Here is a 25,519-nt window from a genome sequence, read left to right on the forward strand (position 1 = left end):
TTTATTTGCTTCTTTCTTAAATGGGGTAAAAATTGAAGCACAGTGTTTTAGCGTCAGAATCTTTTTTGGATTGAGACAAAAGAAGAATACTTTGTGCAAAAATAGCTTTTGACAAAGAAAGTAAATTCTTAAAAAGAAAGAATTGGTTTAGGTTAAAGAATTGTCATTTTCATTAGGGAAAATAATCCACGGTTTGAAGGTTTTCGCTTCTTCAAAGTCCAATGTTGCGTAAGAAATGATAATGATGATGTCATCTTTCTGAACTTTTCTTGCAGCTGGACCATTCAAAGTGATTTCGCCTGAATTTTTCTCACCCTTAATAGCGTAAGTTTCAAAACGTTCGCCATTATTAATGTTAACAATAGATACTTTTTCGCCTTCAATAATATTTGAAGCTTCTAGTAATGTTTCATCAATAGTAATGCTGCCAATATAATTTAAATCGGCTCCAGTTACTTTAACACGATGAATTTTTGATTTTATAACTTGAATTTGCATGATGCAAAGTTAGATTAATTTAATGAAATGGTGTCTATCAGTCTTATAGAATTAACAAATACCGCTATAAATGCGCGATATTTTTTGTCATTCTCTTTTTGATTGATAGGTAAAAGTGTAGATTCGTCAGCAATAACAAAATATTCCAGTTCAAACTCTTTGTTGCCTTTGAAAGAATTTTCCACAAATTCGATTGTTTCTTGCGGGCTATTATTTTGAAAAATCTCTTTTGCTTCAGTCAAGGTTTTGTAGATAATTGAAGCGTCTTTTCTTTCCTGAGATGTTAAACGTTCATTACGTGAACTCATTGCTAGCTCATTTTCTTCTCTAAAAATAGGACATCCCACAATGTTTACCGGTAATCCTGTTTTTTCGACTAATTTTTTAACAATTTGAAGTTGCTGAAAATCTTTTTCTCCAAAATAAGCATTTGTTGGGGTTACAATTTCAAAAAGTCTTTTCACGATTGTTCCAACCCCATTAAAATGACCAGGTCTGAATTTTCCTTCCATCTGGTTTTCTAATCCGTCAAAATCGAAAGTCTGCGAAACGGTATTTCCTTCATAAATATCATCAACAGAAGGAGCGTATAAAATGATTTTGTCACTTAATGTACGCATTTTCTTAACATCTTCTTCTAGTGTCCTAGGATATTTTGCTAAATCTTCCGGGTTGTTAAACTGTGTTGGATTGACAAAAATGCTCACTACTGTGTCGTCGTTTTCTTTTAGCGAACGTTGCATTAAAGCCAAATGTCCTTGGTGTAAAGCGCCCATTGTTGGTACAAATCCGATAGTTGAATTTGCGGTTTTGATAGTTTTAAGATAGGCTATCAACGCTGCTTTACTGTAGAAAATATGCATTGAGGTATTATTAAAATTTAGTGCAAACATAATATATTAGTTATAAACTGCATAAAATTTTGTAATTTTGCGACGTTTTTATTACCAAAATTAAGTAAAATACTATTATGAAAGATAAGAGGATATTATACGTATCATCTGAAGTCGTGCCTTATTTGGCTGAAAATGAGGTTTCTTTAATGTCTTATGACGTTCCGAAAATGATTAATGACCAAGGCGGTCAGATAAGAATTTTCATGCCAAGATATGGGAATATCAATGAGAGAAGACACCAATTGCATGAAGTGATTAGACTTTCAGGGATGAATTTGGTAGTGAATGACTTAGACATGCCATTGATTATTAAAGTAGCATCGATTCCAAAAGAAAGAATCCAGGTCTATTTTATTGATAATGATGAATATTTCAAACGCAAAGCTACTTTTACTGACGAAGAAGGTGCTTTGTACCCTGATAATGACGAAAGAGCTATTTTCTTTGCAAAAGGTGTTGTAGAGACGGTTAAAAAATTGAACTGGGTTCCAGATATTATACATGTTCATGGCTGGCTAGCAGCAATGCTGCCAATTTATATGAAGCATTATTATAAACATGAAGCATTGTTTTCTGAAACTAAAATCATCACTTCTGTTTACGGACAATCGTTTGATGAAAATTTAGATTTAGAAATGATCAATAAAGTTAAATTTGACGGTGTTCCTCATGAAGCTGTATCAGATTTAGAAACTCCAAATTACGAGAATGTTTTAAAAGCTAGCATCTTACATTCTGACGGTGTAATTATTGCATCAGAAAATGTTTCTCCAAGTTTAACAAAATTTATAGAATCTTCAGGAAAACCTTTTTTACCTTTCGCCGGGAAAGATGGATTTGCTGACGCTTATACAAATTTCTACAGAACATTTGGACTTTAAATTTTAATTTTATTATTAGACATGTATAAAACTTCTTTTTTTAAGAAATCTCTTTTGGCTGTAATGGCTGTTTTTCTATATTCTTGCGACAAAGATTTTAATGCGATTGGTGATGGTTTGGTTGGAGATGATCACTTTGGACTTGAATCCGAAAAATATGATGTTTTAGCTTTTAATCAAGAAGTTACTCCTATTCAGTCGAATAGTATGACGCCAAATGCTCTTGGTATTTTTGATAATCCACTTTTTGGAACTACAACTGCTAATTTCGTAACCCAGGTTGGTCTTGTTTCTTATTCTCCAACAATTGGAGAGTCTCCTGTAATTGAAAGTGCTGTACTTGAAATTCCGTATTACAGTCATGTAACGGCTACAGATAACGAAGGGAATAGTACATATGAACTAGATTCTATTTATGGAGATAAAAATGGAAAGTTGAAGTTAAGCGTTTACGAGTCTGGAATCCAGATGAGAACTAGTTACTTCAGTGGAGGCAGTCAATTGCCGCAGTTTTATTATACAGATCAAAATGCTGAATTTAATAATAAAAAAGTAGGAGCAAGATTAAACGATGGAGATATCTTGCAAAATGATGAGTTCTTTTTTGATGCAAAAGAAATTGTTATAAAAACAATTGATCCTGATACTAAAAAAGAAACAACTGAAAGGAAAAAACCTCAAATGACGCTACAGCTTAATAAGGATTTTTTCCAAAGTAAGATATTAAACGCGGCTACCACGAAACTTTCTGCAGAGGATGTTTTTCAGGAGTATTTTAGAGGTTTGTATTTTAATGTTGAAAGATCTGGATCAAATCCTGCTAATATGGCCTTGATGAATTTTAGCGAAGGTAAAGTTACAATTAAATACAAAGCAAAAACAGAGTCTACAACAGACGATGCCAATGCTACAGAAGAAAAGACAATTGTTTTGAATTTAAAGGGCCTTTCGTCAGCGACCAGTAGTACGGCCAATTTTCTTGAAGATGTCCGAAATCCAGATTTTGCGAGCGCTATAACTACAAATGTAAACAAAACAGAAGGGGATGAAAAGCTTTATTTAAAAGGAGGTCAAGGATCTTTGGCTGTTGTAAGGCTTTTTAATCCGACGGATGTATTGAGTTATAATTCTAAAGGTGAGCCAGTAAGTGGGGCAAATGGAGTTCCTGATCAATTAGATGAGCTTAGAAGCAACTCTGCTGTTAAGTATTGGAAGGTTAATGAGGCTAATTTGGTTTTTTATATTGATGCTGATAAAATGGCCGGTACAGAGGAGCCAAATAGAGTGTATCTGTATGATTTGACAAATAATGCTATTTTGGCAGACTATTCTACAGATGCAGTATCTGCATATGGAGGGCTAATTAGTCTAGGTTCTGATAAAAGAGGTAAAAGTTATAAAATTAGAATTACAAGCCATATTCGTAACTTGATTAAAGATGCGACGGCTAAAAATGTTGATTTAGGACTGGTGGTTTCCCAAAGCCCGACAACAATTGCGTTTAATGCGTTGAAGAATAAAAATGATATCATGGCGGCAGTGCCAAGAACATCACTTCTAAATCCTTTGGGTACAATTTTATATGGAGGAAAAGCATCTATTCCAGAAGATAAAAGATTGAAACTTGAAGTATACTATACGAAACCAAATTAATAAATATATATGTGTGGAATTGTTGGATATATCGGTCATAGAGACGCATATCCAATTGTAATTAAGGGCTTGAAGCGTCTTGAGTACAGAGGATATGACAGTGCCGGTGTTATGCTATATGACGAAGAGTCGGGCATTAAAGTTTGCAAAACAAAAGGAAAGGTTTCCGATCTTGAAGCTAAAGCCAATGAAGGTTTTACAACAAACGGAACTATTGGAATTGGACACACGCGTTGGGCAACTCACGGGGTTCCTAATGATGTGAATTCTCATCCCCATCTTTCTAATTCTGGAGATTTGGCAATCATCCATAATGGAATTATTGAGAATTATGCACCTTTGAAAGAGGAGCTTATCAAAAGAGGTTATACTTTTAAATCGGATACGGATACTGAAGTTTTAGTTAATTTAATAGAAGAGGTTCAAAAGAAAGAAAATATTAAATTAGGTAAAGCGGTTCAGATTGCATTAAACCAAGTTGTTGGTGCGTATGCAATTGCTGTTTTTGATAAAAAGAATCCAAACGAACTTGTAGCGGCAAGATTAGGAAGTCCGTTGGCAATTGGAGTTGGAGAAGGAGAATATTTTGTTGCTTCTGATGCTTCACCATTTATTGAATATACTTCTAATGCAGTTTATTTAGAAGATGGCGAAATGGCTAATATCAGATTGCATAAGCCAATTAAAATCAGAAAAATCCAAGATGACTCTTTAGTAGATCCGTATATTCAAGAACTTCAAATGAACTTGGAGCAGATTGAAAAAGGCGGATATGATCATTTCATGCTTAAAGAAATCTACGAGCAGCCAAGTGTAATTAAAGATACTTACAGAGGAAGACTGCATGCAAATGAGGGAATTGTTCAGATGGCTGGGGTTGAAGATAATCTGGAGAAATTCTTAAATGCAAAACGTATTCTAATCGTAGCGTGCGGAACTTCATGGCATGCAGGTTTAGTGGCAGAATATATCTTTGAGGAATTTACACGTATTCCTGTAGAGGTTGAATATGCTTCTGAGTTTAGATACAGAAATCCAATTATCAATAAAGATGACGTAGTTATTGCAATTTCACAATCTGGTGAAACTGCAGATACTATGGCTGCTATTAAATTAGCTAAAGAAAACGGAGCTTTTGTGTTTGGAGTTTGCAACGTAGTGGGTTCTTCTATTTCTAGAGAAAGTCATGCTGGTGCTTATACACACGCAGGACCAGAAATTGGAGTGGCTTCTACAAAAGCATTTACTACTCAGATTACAGTTCTAACGATGATTGCTTTACGTTTAGGAAAAGCAAAAGGAACGTTGTCAAATACTGATTTCCATACGTATCTTCAAGAATTGGAAATCATTCCAGATAAAGTTTCTGAAGCGCTAGAAACAAATGATAAGGCGAAAGAAATTGCTGCTGCCTTTAAAGATTCGCCAAACTGCCTTTATTTAGGTAGGGGATATAATTTTCCTGTAGCTTTAGAAGGTGCCTTGAAATTAAAAGAGATTTCATATATTCATGCAGAAGGTTATCCGGCTGCCGAAATGAAACACGGTCCGATTGCTTTAATTGATGAGTTTATGCCTGTTATTGTTATTGCTCCAAAGCAAGGGCATTACGATAAAATTGTAAGTAATATTCAGGAGATCAAATCAAGAAGCGGTAAAATTATTGCTGTAGTTACAAAAGGAGATATTCAAGTTCGCGAATTGGCAGATTATGTAATTGAAATTCCAGAAACTTCAGATGCATTATCGCCATTGGTTACAACAATTCCGTTGCAACTACTTTCTTATTACATAGCTGTTATGAGAGGTTGTAATGTTGACCAGCCTCGTAACTTAGCGAAGTCGGTTACAGTAGAATAGATTCTATTTTAAAATATTAAATATGTTAAAAAAGCGAGATTTAAGTCTCGCTTTTTTTTATTGTCAAAAATTTTTTTGAAGACATGTATTTTTGTGAATTTTTCAGTTTTTTTGATAAAAATTTATATGTATGCATAGTAAACTGATTTTTCTGTAGGTTTTATTTGTTTTTATTTTAATAAAATGAATTAGTGAATAGTTAAAATATTATGCAAAAGTGTGATAAATATCAATTTTATTTAACATATTTTTATATATATTAAAATATTTATGTATTTTGGCTATATATACTAACAATAAAACTAACCCTAATGAGAGTCTATTTGCTAATTATGTTGTTATTCAGCGGAGTATCTTTTGCGCAGAATACAATCACAGGTTCGGTTACTGATAGTAACAAGCAATCTATTCCTGGTGCCAATGTTGTTGTGGTCGGTGATAATAGTGGCGCGTCCACTGATTTCGACGGGACATTTAAATTGACAACAAATACCAAACTCCCTTTTTCTGTTAAAGTTTCAGCTATCGGGTTTGAGTCAAAAACGATTAATGTGACAGCGGCAAATCAAAAATTGATTGTGGTGCTTAAAGATGAAGAAACGAAATTGGATGAAATCGTGGTTTCTGCTTCAAGGACGCCAGAAAGGGTAATTGAATCTCCTGTTACAATTGAGCGTATGGGACTTCAGGAAATAAAAAATACAACAGCTCCAACTTTTTATGATGGTTTAGAGAATTTGAAAGAGGTAAACTTTAATACAAGTAGTATTTCTTTTAAATCTATAAATACTCGTGGTTTTGCTACAGTGGCCAATACCCGTTTCATGCAGTTGGTAGATGGAATGGATAACTCGTCTCCGGCATTGAACTTCGTTTTAGGAAATCTTATTGGAGTGTCAGATATTGACGTTGCTAGTGTGGAGCTTTTACCTGGTGCGTCTTCAGCCCTTTATGGTGCAAATGCTTTCAATGGAATCATGTTTATGACAAGTAAAAGCCCTTTTACAAATGAAGGAATAAGTGTTTACTACAAATATGGACAAACAAGCCAAGATGCTGCAGGAACAAATGATTATAATGATTTTGGAATTAGAGCGGCAAAAGCTTTTACGAAACATTTTGCAATGAAAGCTAATTTCACTTACATGGAAGCTTCTGAGTGGATTGCAAATGACACTAGAAGTATGACAGGAGGTTCTGTTGGACATGCAATGAATCAGAATTATGACGGTTTGAATATTTATGGTGACGAGGTGACTACTTTTATTCCAAATGTAGGCCAGGTTAGTAGGACAGGATATCGTGAGCAAGACTTAACCGACAATAAGGTTCAAAGTATGAAAGCTGATTTTAGCGCTCATATTAAGCCTTGGGCAGATGATACAGAATTTATACTTCAATATAAAATTGGTACTGGAAGTACAATTTATCAAGGAGCAAATAGATATGCTTTGAAAGATTTCTTAATGCAGCAAGGAAAGTTTGAAGTAAAAGGAAAAAACTTTTTTGGTAGAATATATTTTACAAGCGAAGATGCTGGAAATTCTTATGATATGAGATTTGCGGCTTGGAATGTTAACCGTGCAGCAAAATCAGATCAAGAATGGTTTACAAATTATGCTACAGCGTATCAGTATGCAGGTGCAGTTATGGGAACCAATGCAAACGAGTCTGCTCAGATTGCAAGAAACTTTGCTGATTATAATGTTTTGCCTGCGCAAATATCATTTATTCCAAAGCCAACAGGTTCTCCAAGATTCGAGCCAGGCAGTGCGCAGTTTAATAGTGCTTTGTCAACTGTAATACAAAATCCAGATTTAACACAGGGAGCTAAGTTTATTGATCATTCAAAATTATATCACTCAGATGTGAATTATAATTTTAGAGATATCATTAAATGGGCTGAAGTTCAAGTCGGAGGTTCGTGGAGAAAATATGTAATGGATTCTGAAGGGACTATTTTTACAGATTATGATGGTCCGATCGAATATAAAGAATATGGAGCTTATGCTCAATTGCAGAAAAAATTCTTAGATGACAGATTGAAGTTTACAGGATCTTTACGTTATGATAAGAGTCAGAATTTTGATGGAAATATTTCGCCAAGAATTTCATTTGTGTATTCTGCTGGAGCATCAAAAAATCATAACTTCAGATTGTCTTATCAAACAGGTTTTCGTAACCCAACTACACAAGATCAATATATTGGTTTAGATTTAGGGCCATTTGCGTTAATCGGTTCGGCTCCAGAGAACTTAGACCGTTTTCAGGAAACAGTAAATGTAAGTGCGGCAGGACAAGCGGCAGGACAGCCAGCAACGATTGGAATGTCAGGGCAAAATGCTTATCATAATGCTTATACAGTAGCTTCTGTTCAAGCTTTTGCAGCATCTGCTAATCCTGGAGATCTTCAAGTAGCAGATATTGGTTTGGTAAAGCCAGAACAAGTTCAAGCTTTTGAAGCTGGATATCGTACAGTGGTTCAGAATGACTTGTCTGTAGATTTGAATGCTTACTATAATATTTATAATGATTTCATGAATACGGCTAGAGTTATTTCTCCTTATTATGGAACCGTAGGGACAGATCCAGCAAATCCTGCTGTACAGCAAACTTATCAAGCACTTGCTTTTGGTGATAGAAGAGTGTATCAGGTTTATACCAATACAACTGCTCGAATTTCTTCTTTTGGTTTTGGTGCTGGATTGTCTAAAAAAGTGTATAAAGATTTTGAAGTAGGTGTGAATTATAATTATGCTCAGTTTGACTTCAATCAGGCAGATGATCCAGATTTCGTTGCTGGGTTCAATACTCCAAAACATAGAATCAAAGCTTCTTTAGGAAATGCAAAAGTGATTAAAAATTTAGGTTTCAATGTTAATGTGAGATGGAATTCTGAGTACTTATGGGAGTCTTCTTTTGGAGATGGTATGATTCCTGAAAATACAGTTTTGGATGCTCAAGTGAATTATGCTATTCCAAAATGGAAATCAGTTATTAAGGTTGGAGCAACAAATCTTTTCGGGTCAGATTATCTTCAGGTTATTGGAGCAGGTATGATTGGTCAAATGTGGTTTGCTTCATGGACAATTAATCCGTAATAGTAATTATTTATGTGAATTTGGAATAGTTTCTTCTTTGGAACTATTTGAAAAATGAAGAGGTAATAATTTAAAAAGTACTAACATGAAAAAAAATATAAAAATGCTGTTGCTGGTTTCATTAACCTTTATGGCAGCTTGTAACAATGATGATAATAATGCTCCAGAAGAAGTTCCTGTAACTCCTGGATCTGCGGTTTTTACAAAGTATGTAGCGCTTGGAGATTCTTTTGCGGCAGGTTATAGCGATAATGCTTTGTTTAAGAAAGGGCAGGAGAATTCATATCCGAATATTTTGGCGCAGCAATTTGTAGCTACAGGCGGCGGAGCTTTTACGCAGCCGCTAATGAATGATAATATTGGAGGCTTACTTTTGGGGGGAAATGTAATAGCGGGAACTCGTTTGTACTTTGATGGGCCAACCCAAACTCCTGTAAATGTAGTAGGGAAGCCAACTACAGAAGTTACGGCTCATCTTACAGGAGCATTTAATAATTTAGGTGTTCCTGGTGCCAAAAGTTATCATTTGTTAGCGGCAGGCTACGGTAACGTTGCTGGTGTAGCAGCAGGTTTGGCAAATCCATATTATGCAAGGTTTTCGAGTACAGGTACTGCTACAGTTTTAGGTGATGCTGTCGCACAAGATCCAACTTTCTTTTCTTTATTTATTGGTGGTAATGATGTTTTGGGATATGCAACGTCTGGTGGAACTGGAAAAGATCAGACAGGAAATCCGAATCCTGCCACTTATGGGGCAAGTGATATTACAGATCCAGCAGTTTTTGCTAATGTATATACTAATTTGGCAACTGCTTTAACAGCAAAAGGAGCAAAAGGTGTTGTTGCAAATCTGCCATATATTACTACTTTGCCTCACTTTACGACAGTTCCTTACAATCCGCTTACAGCCAAAGTGATAGGGAAAAATAATGAAGCTGTGGGTGTGGCTACAATAAAAGCTCTTAATGCACAATTGTATGGGCCATTAAAACAAGCGTTGACGGCTTTTAATGCTGGAGATAGAATTAATTTGCTTTCTGAAACTGGCGCAAGCCCTTTATTGATAAAAGATGAAACCCTGACAAATTTGTCTGCGCAATTAACTGCGGCATTTACTCCAACACTAGGAGCGCAGAATGCAGCTTTTTATGGAGCTGTTTTTGGGCAAGCTAGACAAGCTAAAGCAACTGATTTGGTGGTGTTGACTACAAGAGCAGATATTGGTACTGCGCCGACAGCCGCCAATTCTGGAATTGGTATTGCACCTCCAGCTCCGTTAAATGCATTTGGAATATCTTATCCTTTGCAGGATAAGCATGTGTTAATTCCAATGGAAATTGCAGAGATTAAAAAAGCGACAGATGCATATAATGTGACAATTGAAACTGTTGCGAAAGAAAAAGGTCTTGCATTTGTAGATACAAGAGCAACTATGTCACAATTGGCTAATGGAGGAATTAGATTTGGAAATTTCACAATGAGTTCTTCTTTTGCAACTGGTGGAGCTTTTTCTCTAGATGGTGTTCATCCAAGCGCAAGAGGTTATGGGTTAATTGCAAATATCTTTATTGATGCAATAAATGAAAAGTATGGTTCAACGCTTCGTCATGTTGATTTGGCACAATACCCAATTCAATATCCAGCAACGCTTCCATAAAAAAAAAACATTTTTTTAGTTTTAAAAACCGCTCATTTTTAAGAATGCAGCGGTTTTTTCTTTTATTAAAAAAAATGCCGTTTTAGTTATTTTTTAAGCAAGTTTTATGAATCAAACAAAATCATGCTATTTTTTATGAAAAAAAAATTGATTTTATATTTTAAAAAATTATCTTTGCGCTCTGAAAAAAGAGGTATTTTCGATAAACCTAAATAGCTATTTAATAAATACATAAGTAATGTCAAAAGTAATAGGAAAAGTTGCTCAAATCATTGGACCAGTAGTTGACGTAGTTTTCAACGGTAAAGATGTTGAACTTCCAAAAATTTATGATTCACTAGAAGTCACTAAAAAAGACGGAACTATCTTAGTTCTAGAAGTACAATCTCACATTGGAGAAAACACTGTTCGTACAATCTCTATGGACTCTACAGACGGTTTGTCTAGAGGATATGAGGTAGTTGGAACAGGAAGTCCAATCCAAATGCCAATCGGTCCAGACGTATATGGAAGATTATTTAATGTTGTTGGAGATGCAATTGACGGTTTAGGTGATTTGCCAAAATCTGGAGAGAATGGTTTACCAATCCACAGACCAGCACCAAAATTTGAAGATTTATCAACTTCGTCTGAAGTTTTATTTACAGGTATCAAAGTAATCGATTTGATCGAGCCTTACGCAAAAGGAGGTAAAATTGGATTGTTCGGTGGTGCTGGAGTAGGTAAAACAGTATTGATTCAGGAGTTGATCAACAATATCGCAAAAGGTCACGGTGGACTTTCAGTATTCGCTGGAGTAGGTGAAAGAACACGTGAAGGAAATGACTTGCTTCGTGAGATGTTAGAGTCAGGAATTATTAAATACGGTGAAGATTTCATGCACTCTATGGAAAATGGAGGATGGGATTTATCTAAAGTAGATATGCCAGGAATGAGAGAGTCTAAAGCTACTTTCGTTTTCGGACAAATGAATGAGCCACCTGGAGCTCGTGCACGTGTGGCACTTTCAGGATTATCTATCGCTGAGTATTTCCGTGATGGAGCTGGATCAGACCAAGGAAAAGATGTATTATTCTTCGTTGATAATATCTTCCGTTTTACACAAGCAGGTTCTGAGGTATCGGCACTTTTAGGACGTATGCCATCTGCGGTAGGTTACCAACCAACATTAGCAACTGAGATGGGTGCAATGCAAGAACGTATTACATCTACAAACAAAGGATCTATTACATCTGTACAAGCGGTTTACGTTCCTGCGGATGACTTAACTGACCCTGCGCCAGCTACAACTTTCGCGCACTTAGATGCAACAACTGTATTGTCTCGTAAAATTGCTGAGTTAGGTATCTATCCAGCGGTTGACCCGTTAGATTCTACTTCAAGAATTTTAACTCCACATATCTTAGGAGATGAGCACTACAACTGCGCACAAAGAGTAAAAGAAATTCTTCAAAAATACAAACAATTGCAAGATATCATCGCGATCCTTGGTATGGAAGAGTTATCTGAAGAAGATAAACTTGCAGTAGCAAGAGCACGTCGTGTACAACGTTTCTTGTCTCAGCCATTCCACGTAGCAGAACAATTTACAGGTATCCCAGGTGTATTGGTTGATATTAAAGATACTATCAAAGGATTTAACATGATCATCGACGGTGAGTTAGATCACCTTCCAGAAGCAGCTTTCAACTTGAAAGGTTCTATTCAAGACGCAATCGAAGCTGGAGAGAAAATGTTAGCTGAAGCATAATAATTTGGTTGTCAGTTGTGAGTTGTAAGTTGTTAGAAAGCAACCATCAACCATCACCATCAACTATTAACTAAAAAAAGACATGATTTTAGAAATAGTATCACCAGAAGCGAAATTATTTTCAGGAGAGGTAACATCAGTTAGCTTACCGGGAGTTAATGGAAGCTTTCAGATTTTAAATCATCACGCCCCAATTGTTTCAATCTTAGAAGAGGGAACAATTAAAATTGCAGCTCCAAGCTTCAGTTTTTCTAAAGAGGCTGCTGATAAGTTTACGAGAGTCAATGACCAAACTTATACTTTAGGAATTAAGTCAGGAACAATCGAAATGAAAAACAATAAGATAATTGTATTAGTTGATTAATACAATTTCAAAATAAGCTGAAAAGCCAGACAGTATTGTCTGGCTTTTTTTATTTTGCTATTTATTGGTCTTAATGTATTCGTCAGAAAATTAACAAAATAGATAAAAAAGCACATAAAAAAATGTAATATTTTACTGTATATATGCTACGTTTGTAAATAGTATTAACATTTAAAAAAATATTATGAAAAAAGTTTTTTTAGGAATGCTGCTAATCGCATTAGGTTTTGGGACAATGTCTCTAACTACAAGTTCTGATAATGTTACTAAAGTTTCTGTAGAAGCTTCAAAAGTCGTAGTTGGTCCAACCTATACGGCTCCTTGGTTGGGAATCTGTTGTGAATCGCCGCTCACTGCTGCGGAACGTGATATCGTAAAACGTGGGTATCCTGCGACTACGCAATACACGATTAATAGTACAACAAGTAATACGGTCACGTACACGATTTATTAAATGCTTACAGCAAATATATTTAAGCCAGATTTTATAGTCTGGCTTTTTTATTTTCTTACTTTTGAAGTATCAAAATCTCTTTATAAAATATTTGATCAATTGTAAAAGCTCAGTAAGCTTTTGCACTTTGTTTCATCATTCATGATGAAACATAACTTTTTATGTCAAATTTTATAAAGAATATATATGAAAAATATATCAAAAGTTGCTGTTCTTGGCGGCGGTGGAAGAACAGGAAAATACCTTGTAAAACAGTTATTGAAAAACGGATTTAGTGTAAAACTTCTATTAAGAAATCCGGACAATTTTACCATTCAAAATTCAAAAATAGAAATCATTAAGGGAGATGCTCTTAGTGAGGAATCTGTAAGTTTATTACTCGGAGATTGTCAAGCTGTAATAAATACTATCGGTCAGAGAATGGGAGAACCGATGGTGGCAAGTCGGGCGACAAAAAATGTTTTGAATGCTATGGATGCATATGGAATTCAAAGATATTTGCTTTTAGCAGGGCTAAATATCGATACCCCATTTGATAAAAAGAGCCCCAAAACAATTATGGCGACGGACTGGATGAAAACTAATTTTCCTGAAATCCAGAAAGACCGACAATTCACTTATGATCTTTTAAGCAGCAGTAAGATTGATTGGACACAAGTTCGTGTTCCGCTAATTGTTTTTTCTGATGAGAGTAATGAAATCTCTGTAAATCTCGAAGATTGTTTGGGAGATAAAATTACAGAGTTGGACATTTCGAAGTTTTTGGTAAAAGAAATGGTCGAGTCAAATTACATTAGACAATCGCCTTTTATAAGTGCTATTTAAATTTAGAAAAACGGCGGATTCCTTATAATCTGCCGTTTATTTTATTCTAATAGGAATTGCCTAACTTTGTTTTTATGGAATTGCATGAAAATCTTAAACGTAAAATAGAAAGATGTAAACAAGAAAATCTGTTTAGAAAATTGCCTGTATTTAATAATCTGATTGATTTCTCTTCTAATGATTATATAAGATTTTCTAAATCAGAAATTATTTACAAGCATACTCATGCTTATTTATTAGAAAATGAGATTTTTCAAAACGGAGCTACAGGCTCAAGATTGACCACAGGAAACCATTCGTTATATCAAATTGCAGAGAGTTTTATGGTGCAATTTCATGAGGTAGAATCAGCTTTAATTTTCAATTCGGGTTATGATGCCAATTTGGGATTTTTTAGCGCTGTACCGCAAGAAAACGATGTTGTTTTGTATGATGAATTGTGTCATGTTTCTATAAAAGATGGAATTGCAATGTCTAAAGCAAAATCATATTCCTTTGTTCACAATGATTTTGAAGATTTAGAAAAGTATATTCTTAAACTTCCAGATAGAATAATTTACATTGTAACTGAAACGGTCTTTTCTATGGATGGTGATAGCCCAAATTTAGAAGAATTAGTACAGCTTTCGGAAAAATACAATTGTTATTTGGTTGTTGATGAAGCTCATGCTTTGGGAGTTTTTGGAGAAAAAGGGGAAGGTTTAAGTCAGTATCTAAAGTTGCATCATAAAATTTTTGCTAGAATTGTAACTTTTGGAAAAGCTCTGGGATGTCAAGGTGCGGCAATTTTAGGAAGTATAGAGCTAAGAGATTATCTGGTCAATTTTGCTCGAAGTTTTATATATTCAACTGCTTTGTCTCCTCATACTGTTGCGACAATTTTTACTGCATACCAGCAATTGGAAATAGAAAAAGCTGCTATTGAAAAGCTTCGTCAGAATATTATATTTTTCAATCAGCAGAAAAATTTGTTAGGACTAAAGCCAATGTTTGTTCACAGTAAATCTTCAATACATTCTGCTATTATTCCAGGAAATAATAATGTGAACGAGTTATCACAGCAACTTCAAGATAGAGGATTTGATGTTCATTCTATTCTTTCTCCGATTGTTCCAGAAGGACAAGAACGTCTTCGTTTTTGTATTCACAGTTATAATTCGCAAGAAGAAATTAACCAAGTTTTGGAATTGGTTAGAGATTTTGTTTTTTGATTGAGTGCAAGGATTTAAGTTCGTTTAAATAGAATAAAACAAGAAACCCATCTTTACGATGGGTTTCTTGTTTTTAGTTATATATGATTTTCTTTGTGACTACACTGTTATTTTCTAGAATCACTTTTACTAATAAAACTTGATTGCCAGAATATAAGTTTTTAATCTCTAATTCTTTTGTGTCAACTTTAGTTTTATTATAAAGCATTTGACCTCCAATGGTATAGATTTGTACTTCTTTAATGTTTTCAGTTCCGCTAGTTACATTTACTGCTTTTGATTTTACAGAAACTAAAACTCCATCTTTTAAATTCTCAAAATCATCAGTGCCTAATGTTTTCTTCGTATAGCGAAGGACAAAACGATCTGTAAAGGTTCCAATAGCTGTTTTAAAAGTATAATTAGAAGTGCGCAAGTCAGTTATAATACCTGTTGTTTTGTCTTCTAGATAAACCGCCTGAGTATTAAAGAATCCGTCAGCGTGATCAATTGAAATTGTAAGATCGCCTTCAACAGTACTTTTATAACCAATAGGGACAAGGTCAGAATTATCAAAGGGCAAGGCACGGCCTTGAACGGTTAATTTTTTAGCTTCGCTGATACTATAAAAATCAATATAGGAGTTGCTTCCCATTGTTGTGGCGTCATAATTATAATCTAAATTATTGGTTGCTCCAGTTGCATATCCAATAAGCATTTGCTTAAACGCGCCTTGAGAATTCGTTAAGTTTAGCCATAAACGATTTTTTTCGATTTGGCCTGTTTTTTCAGTGGTCTTAAAGAATGTAGTGTTTTTGGCTTTAACTCTTTGTTCGTTTGTAAATAAAATAGAGCTTACATTTGGCTGAGTAAAAAATCCTTGTCCAGTAGCAATATAACCGTTAGGAACCTGTCCTTTTGGCGATGGTTGTGTTTGTCCCATTAATGTGAAAACAGCAAAATCGGCGCTATCATAAGTGAATGTGTTTGTTCCCTCGATTTTTTTCGGGGGAGTATTATGTGACCAAAAATATAAAGGTCCAACATCTCCATTGTCTAGAATGAACTTTTCAGCATCAATAGAAGATGGGTAAGGGTTACCTAATAAATTTAATTTTCCGCTTACAATTTGGATTTGGATGTTTCCATTGTTTGGAACTCCTGTGAATTTCGCAGTAAAATTGCTTGGAGTTGCCAAATCATATGTTTGTGGCGCTCTAATACTGTATCCGTATCCCGCTTCCATAACTTTTTGACCATAGTAGCTAGGAACCCATTTTGTGGTAGTTGCATTCCAATAATGATATTTGTCATACAAAGTTTCTGGAGACAAATCATGCATAGACAAACCGATTACGGGTGATGACCAATATGTTACATCGTAACGTACTACATTGGTTGTTCTTTGTATTTCAAAAGCTTTTGCACTTCCCGTAAGCATATTTTTGGCTGTTGAAGTTTGAAGCAATGATCCTCCATCTAAAATCAGTAGTTTTCCTTCTCCAAGAATATTTATGTCCTCATCAACGGTTAAGGTTATATCTTTTGGAACTGTTAATGTAACTTTATCGTTTATTTTACAAGAGCATACTGTAAGATCAGATGTTAATTGTGTATTTGAATTGATTACTAAAGAGCTTCCATTTGGGGTAGCCGCACCGTTGTAATTTGTTTCAATTTTAATAAAATTCAAATTCAGTCTTGCACTTTGTTTGTAATCTTTTAGACGAATTTCAACTTTAGAATTTTTGCCTAAAACTCTTGGACTAGATAATACGTTGTTTACAGGCGCATTATCATTAATGTTTCCTGGCGAAGTGTAAACTGGAGTGGTAGCGTTTTCATCATCAATGAAAATTTGCACTTGATCATCGCAGTTTGTAATTTGTATTTGATAGGTTCCACAAGGGAATCCTTGTCTTTTATAAACCAAAGTAAAGTAATCTTGAGGAACAGGTGCTCCTTGCCAGCCAGATATAGCAGGATTAAAGGAAGGTGATTCTGCAAGAGCAAATGAGTCTGTAGTATTAATGTTTACTGGATTAACACTATAATATCCAGCATAGCTGTTTTGTGGAATTGTAAAATTATTTCCACTATCTGCGGTAGTAAATCCGTAAACTTTCCACAAATTATCTCCAAAAGCATAAGGTGCAGTATTATTTCCTGCTATTAAGCCCATTGAATACTGTATTCTAGAATCGGTTGTTTTTTCATAATATTCCAAGTCAAAAGTATACTCAACGCCAGCAGTCAATTGCATATTTACTGCCTTTTGTGAATAATTTACACCAGACCATTGATTAATTATTTTGGTAGTACCAGAAGCTGTAGTTAAATATAAACGATAGTAATCATCGCCTCCAACGGTAATATTGTAAGTGCCTGTTACATCAACTTTGGTCTTCATTTTATAACGGACAAAGAAGTAATTTGTTGGCGATTCGCATAACTGCGGATTTAATCCCGTAACCGCTCCTTGTACAACATCACGGTTAAATAGTTTATTTTCTTCAACCTGCCCTATATAGGTCATGTTTGAAATTGGAAGAGTTGTAGGTGTTTCAGGATTCGGATCTACAGGATCACCTGTTGATGGGAGGTTTGTAGTTTTGTAAACATAACCTATCCATTTATTGTCTCCATATTTAATTTGATCTCCAACAACATTGCAAACAGGTGCAGTAGCATTAACAGTTACAGTAGCAGAAGAATAATTAGAATTAGTATTTTTAAGAGTGTATGTAAATGTTGCAGATCCAGTAAAATTTGCTGCAGGTGTAAAGGTGATATTGTTAAGGCCGTTTACAGTTACAGTGCCATTAGTTGGTTGTGTTACCGTTATGGCTTCTAAAGGATAGCCGCCAATAACATCATTATCTAAAATAGGGATTGTTACAGCTTGATTTGATGGAGTTGAAACAATATCATTCTTTGCTGTTAAGGTAAAAACATCTTCGATTGTTCCTGTGATTACTGGACCTTCTGGACTTCCATTACCATTTTTAATTTCAAAAGTATTGTTACTAGCATAAACATAAAATCTAATGTACAGGGTTTCTCCAGGCGATAAGGTGTTTAGACCTGATGCGATATTATTAGTTAACGACGTCCATGATGAGGCAGCATTACTTTCTGGTATTAATGTCTGAGCACCATTCGTAAAATCTGGATTCTTAGAATATTTTACAAGAAACTTTTGATTCTTTCCTCGGTAAGTAAAATTAAATTGTTTAAGATTTAATTTGTGTTTAGAATCGGGTGCGATTTTAAATTGAATGTATTTAGTTTCATCTGCCTTATCTACAATATTAGGGTTATAAGAAGGAGTAGGCCAGCCGTTAGTTTGAAAAAATGCATTATTTGGGTTTTGAAATATATAATCTAAACTTATGTTAGTGCCCGCCTTTGTAATTGGAGAGTTTGGGTCCACATATTGTTTGGTTACGGGATTAAAAGTGTCATCGGCTCCATCCCAAAGTGATAGAAAGTCTGTTGTGTCTTGATTTACGGTTACTTTTATGGTTCCTGTAGATGTTTCTGTTGCATTTGAGATGGTGTAGTTGAAAACAGAAGTGCCAAGAAATCCAGCAGCAGGATTAAAAGTTATAGTTTTATCAGGATTAATTATCGCAGTTCCTTCAGCTGCTGACGGAGGTGTAGAAATAACCAAAGTGGTTACGTTGGCTTTGTTTACGTCATTGCTTAGCGGATTTATATTAACTGCTACATCTTTTGTAGTGGTAACGTAATCGTTGATAGCTAATATTTTACTAGCATCAAAGCTTAATACTTCACCATTGATGGTAGGTACAGTATTTCCGCTTCCAGTTCTGATTTGGAAGTCGTTATTAGTGTAATAAGCATAAATTCTAACATAAACTTTTTCAGTAGGTAAGACAGGATTTATTTCTTCAGAAAAATTCAATGTGTATTGTGTCCAATCACTCGTAATTGATGTTGCTGTAAGAAGATTAAAAACACCAGATGAGAAATCAGATTGTTTGGAATATTTAATTGTATATTTTTGAGAACCTGGAGATTTACATTCAAAAATGAATGTGCTTAAGTTTACCTTGTTTCCTGTTTTAGGCCCCAAAGCAAATTGTACATATTTTGTCGGATCATATTGGCCACCTTTGTTTAGAGGCGTTGGCCAGCCACTACTGGCAAAAAAAGTGTTTGCGGCATTGTTAGATGTATATGTATTGGTTACAGTTGCTGATAAATCAGAACCGTTAATTGTTCCTATTGGAACAGGAGCATATCTATTGCTAGAATTTGCTGCGTCCCATTTTACTAAAGCAGTTTGAGCAAATCCAAAAAAAGGCAATAATAAGAATAAAAGTAGAGTTTTTTTCATGCTAAATGTTTTTTATCAATTTGTTATGCTGGCATAGGACTTCCGAACCAAACAAAGGTATGTACATTTACGAGCTGAATATTGGCGTGGTTTTAAGAACCCCGATATAATCGATGAACTAAAAAAATACTCGATGAAGCACATTAAAAATTTTAATGTTAGACAATTATTCTTATAAAATTCCCAATATTATTGAAGGAATAATTGTGTTAACTTTATTTTTTTTAAACAGTTTTTTGAAGTTTTAGACTGAAAAACGTCTAGTTTGCTATAAATTCTGCAAAAATGGAATATTTTATAACCAAAAGTTGTTTGGTTTGAAAGGGTGATTTTTTAATGACTTTTTGACAAAAAACAAAATAGCTTGGAAAAGGATAAAAAGGCACTTTTTTAAGATAAAAGGGAATTTAGTTTTCTTCCAGTTCCTTAACTTTTTCATACACTAGATTACTTTCGTAACCTCTTCGTAACATATAGTCGCAGAACTTTTTACGTTTTTTAAGAAGATTGGTTTCTAAGATATTATTCCAGCATCTTTCTGCTAGATTTTCAAAAGTCTCAAAATATTCTTCGGTCGAAATTTCTTTCAAAGCCAAAGTAATATTTGTTGAAGAAATATTTCTTGCTTTAAGTTCGTTGGTAATCCTGATTTTTCCCCAATGCTTAATTCGATGTTTGCCTCTAGCAAAGCTGCAGGCAAAACGGGTTTCGTTTAGAAAATTTCCCTCAATCAGCTGTACGACAATACTGTCAATCTCATCACGAGTCATTTTTAGGCTGTATAACTTATCAACCACTTCGTCATGACAACGTTCTTGATAAGCACAAAAATGCTCTAACTTTTGTAAAGCTTCTTTGATAGTAAAAGTGTTATTCATCGGCTTTTTCATGCATTTTAACGTTTAAATCAAATATTGGTCAAATAGTTATAAATTAATTCTGAAATTTGTTAATATTTTACAAAAAGAAATAAATTATAACCTTGTGTATTAGGCTAATTTAAATATTTTTGTACGGAATTTTAACATTTTTGGATATCGGCTAAAGAGCCAATATTTAACATTTTGAATTCCAATATAATACCAAAAGACCATTCATTTTTTGAAAGGAATTGCCTTTTTTGCTTTTAAGCAACCAAAAACAAATTTAAAACAAATACCTACTAACATATGATGAGAAAATTACTTTGCTCGTTTTTATTTTTTATTTTTTTACATTATACCGGCTTTGGGCAATCCATTTGGAATAATCCTATAACAACCAATAATCCAAATACGTCAAATCCATACACTACTGGGGACGTAAGAAATGCAAATATTACTGTATCGGGCATAGGTAGAGGTGCGGGTATTAATGGCGCAAATGCTAATGGTTTATATAGTGCTTCAAGGTGGACTAATTCAACAAGTGTTGATACTTCAGATTATTTCGAATTTACAATCACGCCAAATTCAGGATATCAAATAAACTACACAAGTTTTCAATATAATGGAACAATAAATGGAACAGGACCAACCAGATTTGTATTGAGGTCAAGTATTGATAGTTATGGAGTAGAAATTGACGGAATTAAAAGTGGTACAACATCAAATACTTTTGATTTTGGAAATCTATTGGAAGGAATAACAACAAGTATAACTTTTAGATTATATGCATATAGGTCAGGTAGTGCTACTACGAGTGTCTTTAGTATAGATAATTTTCAGTTTAACGGTACAGTGACTTGTCAGACAGTGAGTACATCAAATGCTGGTGCTGATCAAAATGCTGGTAATACTGCATTTACATTGGCGGCCAATACACCATCAGTTGGAACGGGAACATGGACAATAGTTAGTGGTCCAAGTACTTCATTAAGTCAGTTTAGTAACACATCTAGTCCAACAGCTACATTTACTCCAATAGGAACGGGAACTTACACCTTAAGATGGACAATAAGCAATGGCTGTAATACATCTACAGATGATGTTGTTCTCATTGCAAATTGTGTCAGCAATTTAATAACCAATGGTGATTTTAGTAATGGCGCAACAGGTTGGGCTAAAGCAACAACAAAAGGAGCATATGTTGAAGTTTTAAATGAAAACGTATATTTTAATAATGGTAATACTGACAATACAGCGGAATTAGACTCAGAAGCATCATTAAGACAAGATGTAACGGTTATTCCTAATATTTCTTATACTTTAAGTTTCCTTTATGCTCGAAGACCAGGGTCACCTGCTTCAGTTGCGGTTGATGTCAAATTATTTGGAGGTTCGACAGCATCAATAAATTATACGACTAATAATACTACCAACACTCCCTTGATAGGTACTTTAACGTTTACGCCAACAAGCTCATCTTTAGGTATTGAATTTTATAATTCTTTAGGAACCACAACGCTTGGTGCTATTATAGATAATATAGTTTTAATTCCAACATCTCAGGTGACTCCCATGGCGACTACAACACCAAAAGGAGATTATAAAACCACAAAAGTTTGTGTAGGTGTACCTGTTCAGCTAGATGTAGATAATGTTCCTTCATCTGGTGTAACTTATTCTTGGTCAAGTACCTCTCCAGGAGCGGTATTTTCTTCTACCACAATTAAAAATCCGACGATAACGTTTTCAAGCGCTGGAAATGAGCAGAAGGCAACAGTAGTTGTAACTAACTCTAGTGGTTGTTCTGGAACTCCTTCAACTACATATTTTAATGTGCAAGCTTCTCCGACAGTTTATGCTGTTACTGGAGGTGGATCATATTGTTCTGGCGGAAGTGGAGTTGCTGTTGGTCTTGCTAATTCAACTTCAGGGGTTAACTATCAATTACAATTAAATGGTATTAATAATGGAGGTGTAGTTGCAGGAACAGGATCGGCAATTACTTTTGGACTTAAAACTGCTGCAGGTACTTACACGGTCGTGGCGACAAATACTTCTACAAATAATTGCTCTTTAAACATGAATGGAAATGCAGTCATTACAATAGATCCAACTTCTGTTGGAGGAAGTATTGCAGGTAGTACGACAGTCTGTTCAGGAAGCAATAGTACAACTTTAACATTAAGTGGGCATACGGGATCGGTTACAAGATGGGAATCTTCACCTTCGAGCACATTTGCGTCATCAATTACTAATATTGCAAATACGACTACGTCTTTAGTGGTTAACAATTTGACTGCTACTACTTATTATAGAGCAGTAGTAACAAGCGGGACATGTGCTTCTGCTAATAGTGGCACAGCAATAATTACAGTCAATTCAAACCCGACAGCAAATGCTGGAGCAACTTTATCTGCAATCTGCCAAGGAGCGACATCTGCAGCTATGGGTGGATCAGTAGGAGGTGGAGCTACGGGCGGAACGTGGACTGGAGGATCTGGGACATGGACAAATGCAAACAATCCTTCAACAGCTAGATACATTGCCGGAGCATCAGAATCAGGAAGTATCACTTTGACATTGACAACTTCAGGCGGTTCATGCGGGACAGCAACGGCTACGAAAACAATTACAGTGAATCCAAACCCGACAGCAAATGCAGGAGGAGCTTTATCGGCAATCTGCCAAGGCGGAACTTCAGCAGGTATGGGGGGAACAATCGGAGGCGGAGCTACAGGCGGAATATGGACAGGCGGAATGGGAACTTGGACCAATGCAAATAACCCTTCAACGGCTACATACACTGCTGGATCATCGGAATTGGGAACAATCACTTTAACTCTGACTACTTCAGGCGGATCATGCGGTACTACATCCGTTACTAAAACAATAACAGTAAATCCAAATAATACTATAGCATTAAGTTCGGCTGCAGGAACAGATTCGCAAACAGTCTGCGCTAATACTGCAATTTCCAACATTACCTATGCTACAACTGGGGCGACAGGTGCAACTTTTTCAGGTCTGCCTGCTGGAGTTACAGGGGCTTGGGCAGGAAATGTTGTAACGATTAGCGGAACGCCTACAACGGAAGTTGGAAGTCCATTTAATTATATAGTAACTTTGACTAATGGTTGTGGAAATATTTCAGCTACAGGAACCATAACTGTAAAACAAGTGCACGCAGCTCCAACAATCACGAAAAACAACGATGTATCTTGTGGCAGTTTTGGAAGTATTACACTAACAGGTTTATCAGGAAATTGGACAATTAACCAAACAGGAACAACTACTCCGCCAAAAACATATTCTGGTACAGTTGCTACTCATGCGATCCAAGATTTAATAGTAGGTACATATTATTTTACTATAACAAATGATTTAAATTGTACATCAAGTTCGGCTACTGTTACCATAAATGACATTAGTTCAAATACAACATGGAATGGTTCAGTATGGTCTAATGGTGAGCCAGATGGAAGTAAAAGTGTTTTAATTACTTCTGTTGTACCAAGTCAGCCTTTTTCTGCAGCTAAACCAAACATAACGGCATGTTCTTTAACTATTAATGTTCCAAATGGGGCAACAGATCCAGATGTCATTATTCCGTCTCAAATGACATTGAATATTACAAACGCAATAACAAGTAATGGTAAATTGGTGTTTGAAAGCGGTTCAAGTTTATTGCAAGGAGCAAGTGCTGTAAATACCGGTACTATTTCGTATAAAAGAAAAGTCAGTATGCGCCGCTATGATGTTGTTTATTGGGCAACTCCGGTAACAGATGCAAGTCTTACTATGTATAAATTTTCTCCAAATACCTTATTTGATAAATATCATTATTGGAATGCAACTACGACAAAATGGGTTCTTAGTAACTATGGTGGAAAAGTGATGGAAATGGGACAAGGTTATAGTATCAGAGGACCACAATATTTTGATCTGGTAACTCCTCAAATATTTGAAGGTGTTTTTGTTGGGGTTCCAAATAATGGTGATGTTTCATTCCCTGTGGTGGCAAATAAATTGAATTTGATTGGTAATCCTTATCCTTCTCCAGTAGATGCAGATGAGTTAATGCTAGAGAATAAAGATAAATTAGGTTCGTTATATTTTTGGACTCATAATCAGCCCCCACAACTTGCTCCGGGAACTAACACATTTAAGTATCTAAGTTCAGATTTTGTTGTTTATAACGGAACAGGTTCGGTAAGAGTAAACAATGAGATTGTTACTGGTGCAGATGAATTTAAAGGTTATATTGGCGCAGGTCAAGCTTTTTTTGCAATACCACCAGGAACAGCAGTAAAATTTAAAAACGAGTTCCGTAAGGGAAGTTCAGAGAATACACAGTTTTATAAGACAGCTAAAACTAGTAAAATTGAAAAGAATCGTCTTTGGCTGAATATTGCTAATTCTCAAGGCGCTTTCAAACAGATATTAATTGGTTACATTGAGGGTGCGACAAACGCTATAGATGTGGATTATGATGCTGTTACAATGGGAAGCAACTCTTATATTGATTTTTACACGCTTAACGAAAGCAAAAAACTAACCGTTCAAGGCCGTGGACTGCCTTTTGATAATACAGAGATAATTCCTTTAGGATACAAGAGCGGTGTTGATGATAAGGGAGATCGTAACTTCACAATTTCTATTGATCATGCAGACGGATTCTTTACTACTCAACCTGTATACTTAGAAGATAAAGTAACGGGTAAAGTAATAGATTTAAGAAAAGAAAATTATACTTTCTTTAGTGCAGCAGAAACAAACACAACACGTTTTTCTCTACGTTATACCAATAAAACTTTAGGAACAGGTGAATTTGAAAATCTTGAGAATACAGTTTTAGTTTCAGTTAAAGACAAAACTGTAAGTATTAATTCATCTAAAGAAACAATAAAGGAAGTAAATGTTTACAACATTGGTGCGGAGTTATTATATAGTAATAGCAAGGTGAATGCTTCACAATTACAAATTAAAAACTTGCATTCTAGTGATCAAGTGCTATTGGTAAAAATAACTCTAGAAAACGGACACACTTTTACTAAGAAAGTTATTTTTTCTAATCTGTAAATAATAAAACCAAAATAATTAGAAGCCCATTCCTTAAAAGGAATGGGCTTTTTTATGTGCAAAAATATCCCTAAATCTTGGT

General features: G+C 35.1%; 15 protein-coding genes. 11 read left to right on the top strand and 4 right to left on the bottom strand.

The features are described 5' to 3' along the window. Window positions 1-147 precede the first annotated feature (147 nt). Window positions 148-498 carry an aspartate 1-decarboxylase gene (panD, locus tag BLP44_RS03860; RefSeq protein ID WP_008465481.1) on the bottom strand — a complete coding sequence of 117 codons (351 nt, stop codon included), beginning with the start codon at window positions 496-498 and terminating at the stop codon, window positions 148-150. Between the two features lie 14 nt (window positions 499-512). After that, on the bottom strand, window positions 513-1,391 hold the full coding sequence (gene panC, locus BLP44_RS03865; protein WP_066033296.1) for a pantoate--beta-alanine ligase: 879 nt from the start codon (window positions 1,389-1,391) through the stop codon (window positions 513-515). 77 nt (window positions 1,392-1,468) lie between these two features. On the opposite strand from panC, the gene BLP44_RS03870 reads away from it, so the two are divergent. The 10 genes from BLP44_RS03870 to BLP44_RS03915 all read left to right on the top strand — a co-directional run bounded on the left by BLP44_RS03870 (window position 1,469) and on the right by BLP44_RS03915 (window position 15,150). Beyond that, window positions 1,469-2,275, top strand: a complete 807-nt coding sequence (locus BLP44_RS03870) for a glycogen/starch synthase (protein ID WP_008465476.1) — start codon at window positions 1,469-1,471, stop codon at window positions 2,273-2,275. Window positions 2,276-2,296: 21 nt separating this feature from the next. Then, window positions 2,297-3,928, top strand: coding sequence for a BamH family beta-barrel-assembly machinery protein (locus tag BLP44_RS03875; protein WP_091129504.1), 1,632 nt, complete (start codon window positions 2,297-2,299; stop codon window positions 3,926-3,928). 9 nt (window positions 3,929-3,937) lie between these two features. Further along, window positions 3,938-5,788: a glutamine--fructose-6-phosphate transaminase (isomerizing) gene (gene glmS, locus BLP44_RS03880; RefSeq protein ID WP_066033298.1), complete on the top strand. Its 1,851-nt coding sequence runs from the start codon at window positions 3,938-3,940 to the stop codon at window positions 5,786-5,788. A 311-nt stretch (window positions 5,789-6,099) separates the two neighbouring features. After that, complete coding sequence (locus tag BLP44_RS03885) at window positions 6,100-8,889, top strand: TonB-dependent receptor (RefSeq protein WP_066033299.1); 2,790 nt, start codon at window positions 6,100-6,102, stop codon at window positions 8,887-8,889. Window positions 8,890-8,974: 85 nt separating this feature from the next. Continuing rightward, window positions 8,975-10,546 (top strand): SGNH/GDSL hydrolase family protein, encoded by a 1,572-nt coding sequence (locus tag BLP44_RS03890; RefSeq protein ID WP_091129508.1) that lies wholly within the window; start codon window positions 8,975-8,977, stop codon window positions 10,544-10,546. Between the two features lie 238 nt (window positions 10,547-10,784). After that, on the top strand, window positions 10,785-12,296 hold the full coding sequence (atpD, locus tag BLP44_RS03895) for a F0F1 ATP synthase subunit beta (RefSeq protein WP_008465465.1): 1,512 nt from the start codon (window positions 10,785-10,787) through the stop codon (window positions 12,294-12,296). Window positions 12,297-12,378: 82 nt separating this feature from the next. After that, complete coding sequence (locus tag BLP44_RS03900) at window positions 12,379-12,660, top strand: FoF1 ATP synthase subunit delta/epsilon (RefSeq protein ID WP_008465464.1); 282 nt, start codon at window positions 12,379-12,381, stop codon at window positions 12,658-12,660. Window positions 12,661-12,844: 184 nt separating this feature from the next. Continuing rightward, window positions 12,845-13,114, top strand: coding sequence for a hypothetical protein (locus BLP44_RS03905; protein WP_091129511.1), 270 nt, complete (start codon window positions 12,845-12,847; stop codon window positions 13,112-13,114). A 186-nt stretch (window positions 13,115-13,300) separates the two neighbouring features. After that, entirely contained in the window at window positions 13,301-13,939 is a 639-nt protein-coding gene (locus BLP44_RS03910; RefSeq protein WP_091129516.1) for an NAD(P)-dependent oxidoreductase, read from the top strand. Between the two features lie 74 nt (window positions 13,940-14,013). Beyond that, window positions 14,014-15,150, top strand: coding sequence for an aminotransferase class I/II-fold pyridoxal phosphate-dependent enzyme (locus BLP44_RS03915; RefSeq protein WP_091129520.1), 1,137 nt, complete (start codon window positions 14,014-14,016; stop codon window positions 15,148-15,150). 73 nt (window positions 15,151-15,223) lie between these two features. Here BLP44_RS03915 and BLP44_RS03920 read toward each other — a convergent pair whose 3' ends face one another. Together BLP44_RS03920 and BLP44_RS03925 are read right to left on the bottom strand one after the other, a co-directional pair. Beyond that, window positions 15,224-19,492: an Ig-like domain-containing protein gene (locus tag BLP44_RS03920; RefSeq protein ID WP_091129524.1), complete on the bottom strand. Its 4,269-nt coding sequence runs from the start codon at window positions 19,490-19,492 to the stop codon at window positions 15,224-15,226. Between the two features lie 407 nt (window positions 19,493-19,899). Next, window positions 19,900-20,382, bottom strand: a complete 483-nt coding sequence (locus BLP44_RS03925) for a regulatory protein RecX (RefSeq protein ID WP_236940434.1) — start codon at window positions 20,380-20,382, stop codon at window positions 19,900-19,902. Between the two features lie 279 nt (window positions 20,383-20,661). Between BLP44_RS03925 and BLP44_RS03930 the strand changes: the two genes are divergently transcribed. After that, the gene (locus BLP44_RS03930; RefSeq protein WP_139159167.1) at window positions 20,662-25,437 is read left to right on the top strand and encodes a T9SS sorting signal type C domain-containing protein; all 4,776 of its coding nucleotides are present in this window, start codon (window positions 20,662-20,664) and stop codon (window positions 25,435-25,437) included. Window positions 25,438-25,519: the final 82 nt, after the last annotated feature.

The organism is Flavobacterium anhuiense (genome assembly GCF_900101855.1).
GTDB lineage: Bacteria > Bacteroidota > Bacteroidia > Flavobacteriales > Flavobacteriaceae > Flavobacterium > Flavobacterium anhuiense.

Coding starts and splice junctions, on each gene's coding strand:
- BLP44_RS03915 (WP_091129520.1), top strand. CDS start 14,014: ATGGAATTGCATGAAAATCTTAAACGTAAAATAGAAAGATGTAAACAA.
- BLP44_RS03930 (WP_139159167.1), top strand. CDS start 20,662: ATGATGAGAAAATTACTTTGCTCGTTTTTATTTTTTATTTTTTTACAT.
- panC (WP_066033296.1), bottom strand. CDS start 1,391: ATGTTTGCACTAAATTTTAATAATACCTCAATGCATATTTTCTACAGT.
- BLP44_RS03875 (WP_091129504.1), top strand. CDS start 2,297: ATGTATAAAACTTCTTTTTTTAAGAAATCTCTTTTGGCTGTAATGGCT.
- BLP44_RS03890 (WP_091129508.1), top strand. CDS start 8,975: ATGAAAAAAAATATAAAAATGCTGTTGCTGGTTTCATTAACCTTTATG.
- atpD (WP_008465465.1), top strand. CDS start 10,785: ATGTCAAAAGTAATAGGAAAAGTTGCTCAAATCATTGGACCAGTAGTT.
- glmS (WP_066033298.1), top strand. CDS start 3,938: ATGTGTGGAATTGTTGGATATATCGGTCATAGAGACGCATATCCAATT.
- BLP44_RS03920 (WP_091129524.1), bottom strand. CDS start 19,492: ATGAAAAAAACTCTACTTTTATTCTTATTATTGCCTTTTTTTGGATTT.
- BLP44_RS03905 (WP_091129511.1), top strand. CDS start 12,845: ATGAAAAAAGTTTTTTTAGGAATGCTGCTAATCGCATTAGGTTTTGGG.
- BLP44_RS03900 (WP_008465464.1), top strand. CDS start 12,379: ATGATTTTAGAAATAGTATCACCAGAAGCGAAATTATTTTCAGGAGAG.
- BLP44_RS03910 (WP_091129516.1), top strand. CDS start 13,301: ATGAAAAATATATCAAAAGTTGCTGTTCTTGGCGGCGGTGGAAGAACA.
- panD (WP_008465481.1), bottom strand. CDS start 498: ATGCAAATTCAAGTTATAAAATCAAAAATTCATCGTGTTAAAGTAACT.
- BLP44_RS03925 (WP_236940434.1), bottom strand. CDS start 20,382: ATGAAAAAGCCGATGAATAACACTTTTACTATCAAAGAAGCTTTACAA.
- BLP44_RS03870 (WP_008465476.1), top strand. CDS start 1,469: ATGAAAGATAAGAGGATATTATACGTATCATCTGAAGTCGTGCCTTAT.
- BLP44_RS03885 (WP_066033299.1), top strand. CDS start 6,100: ATGAGAGTCTATTTGCTAATTATGTTGTTATTCAGCGGAGTATCTTTT.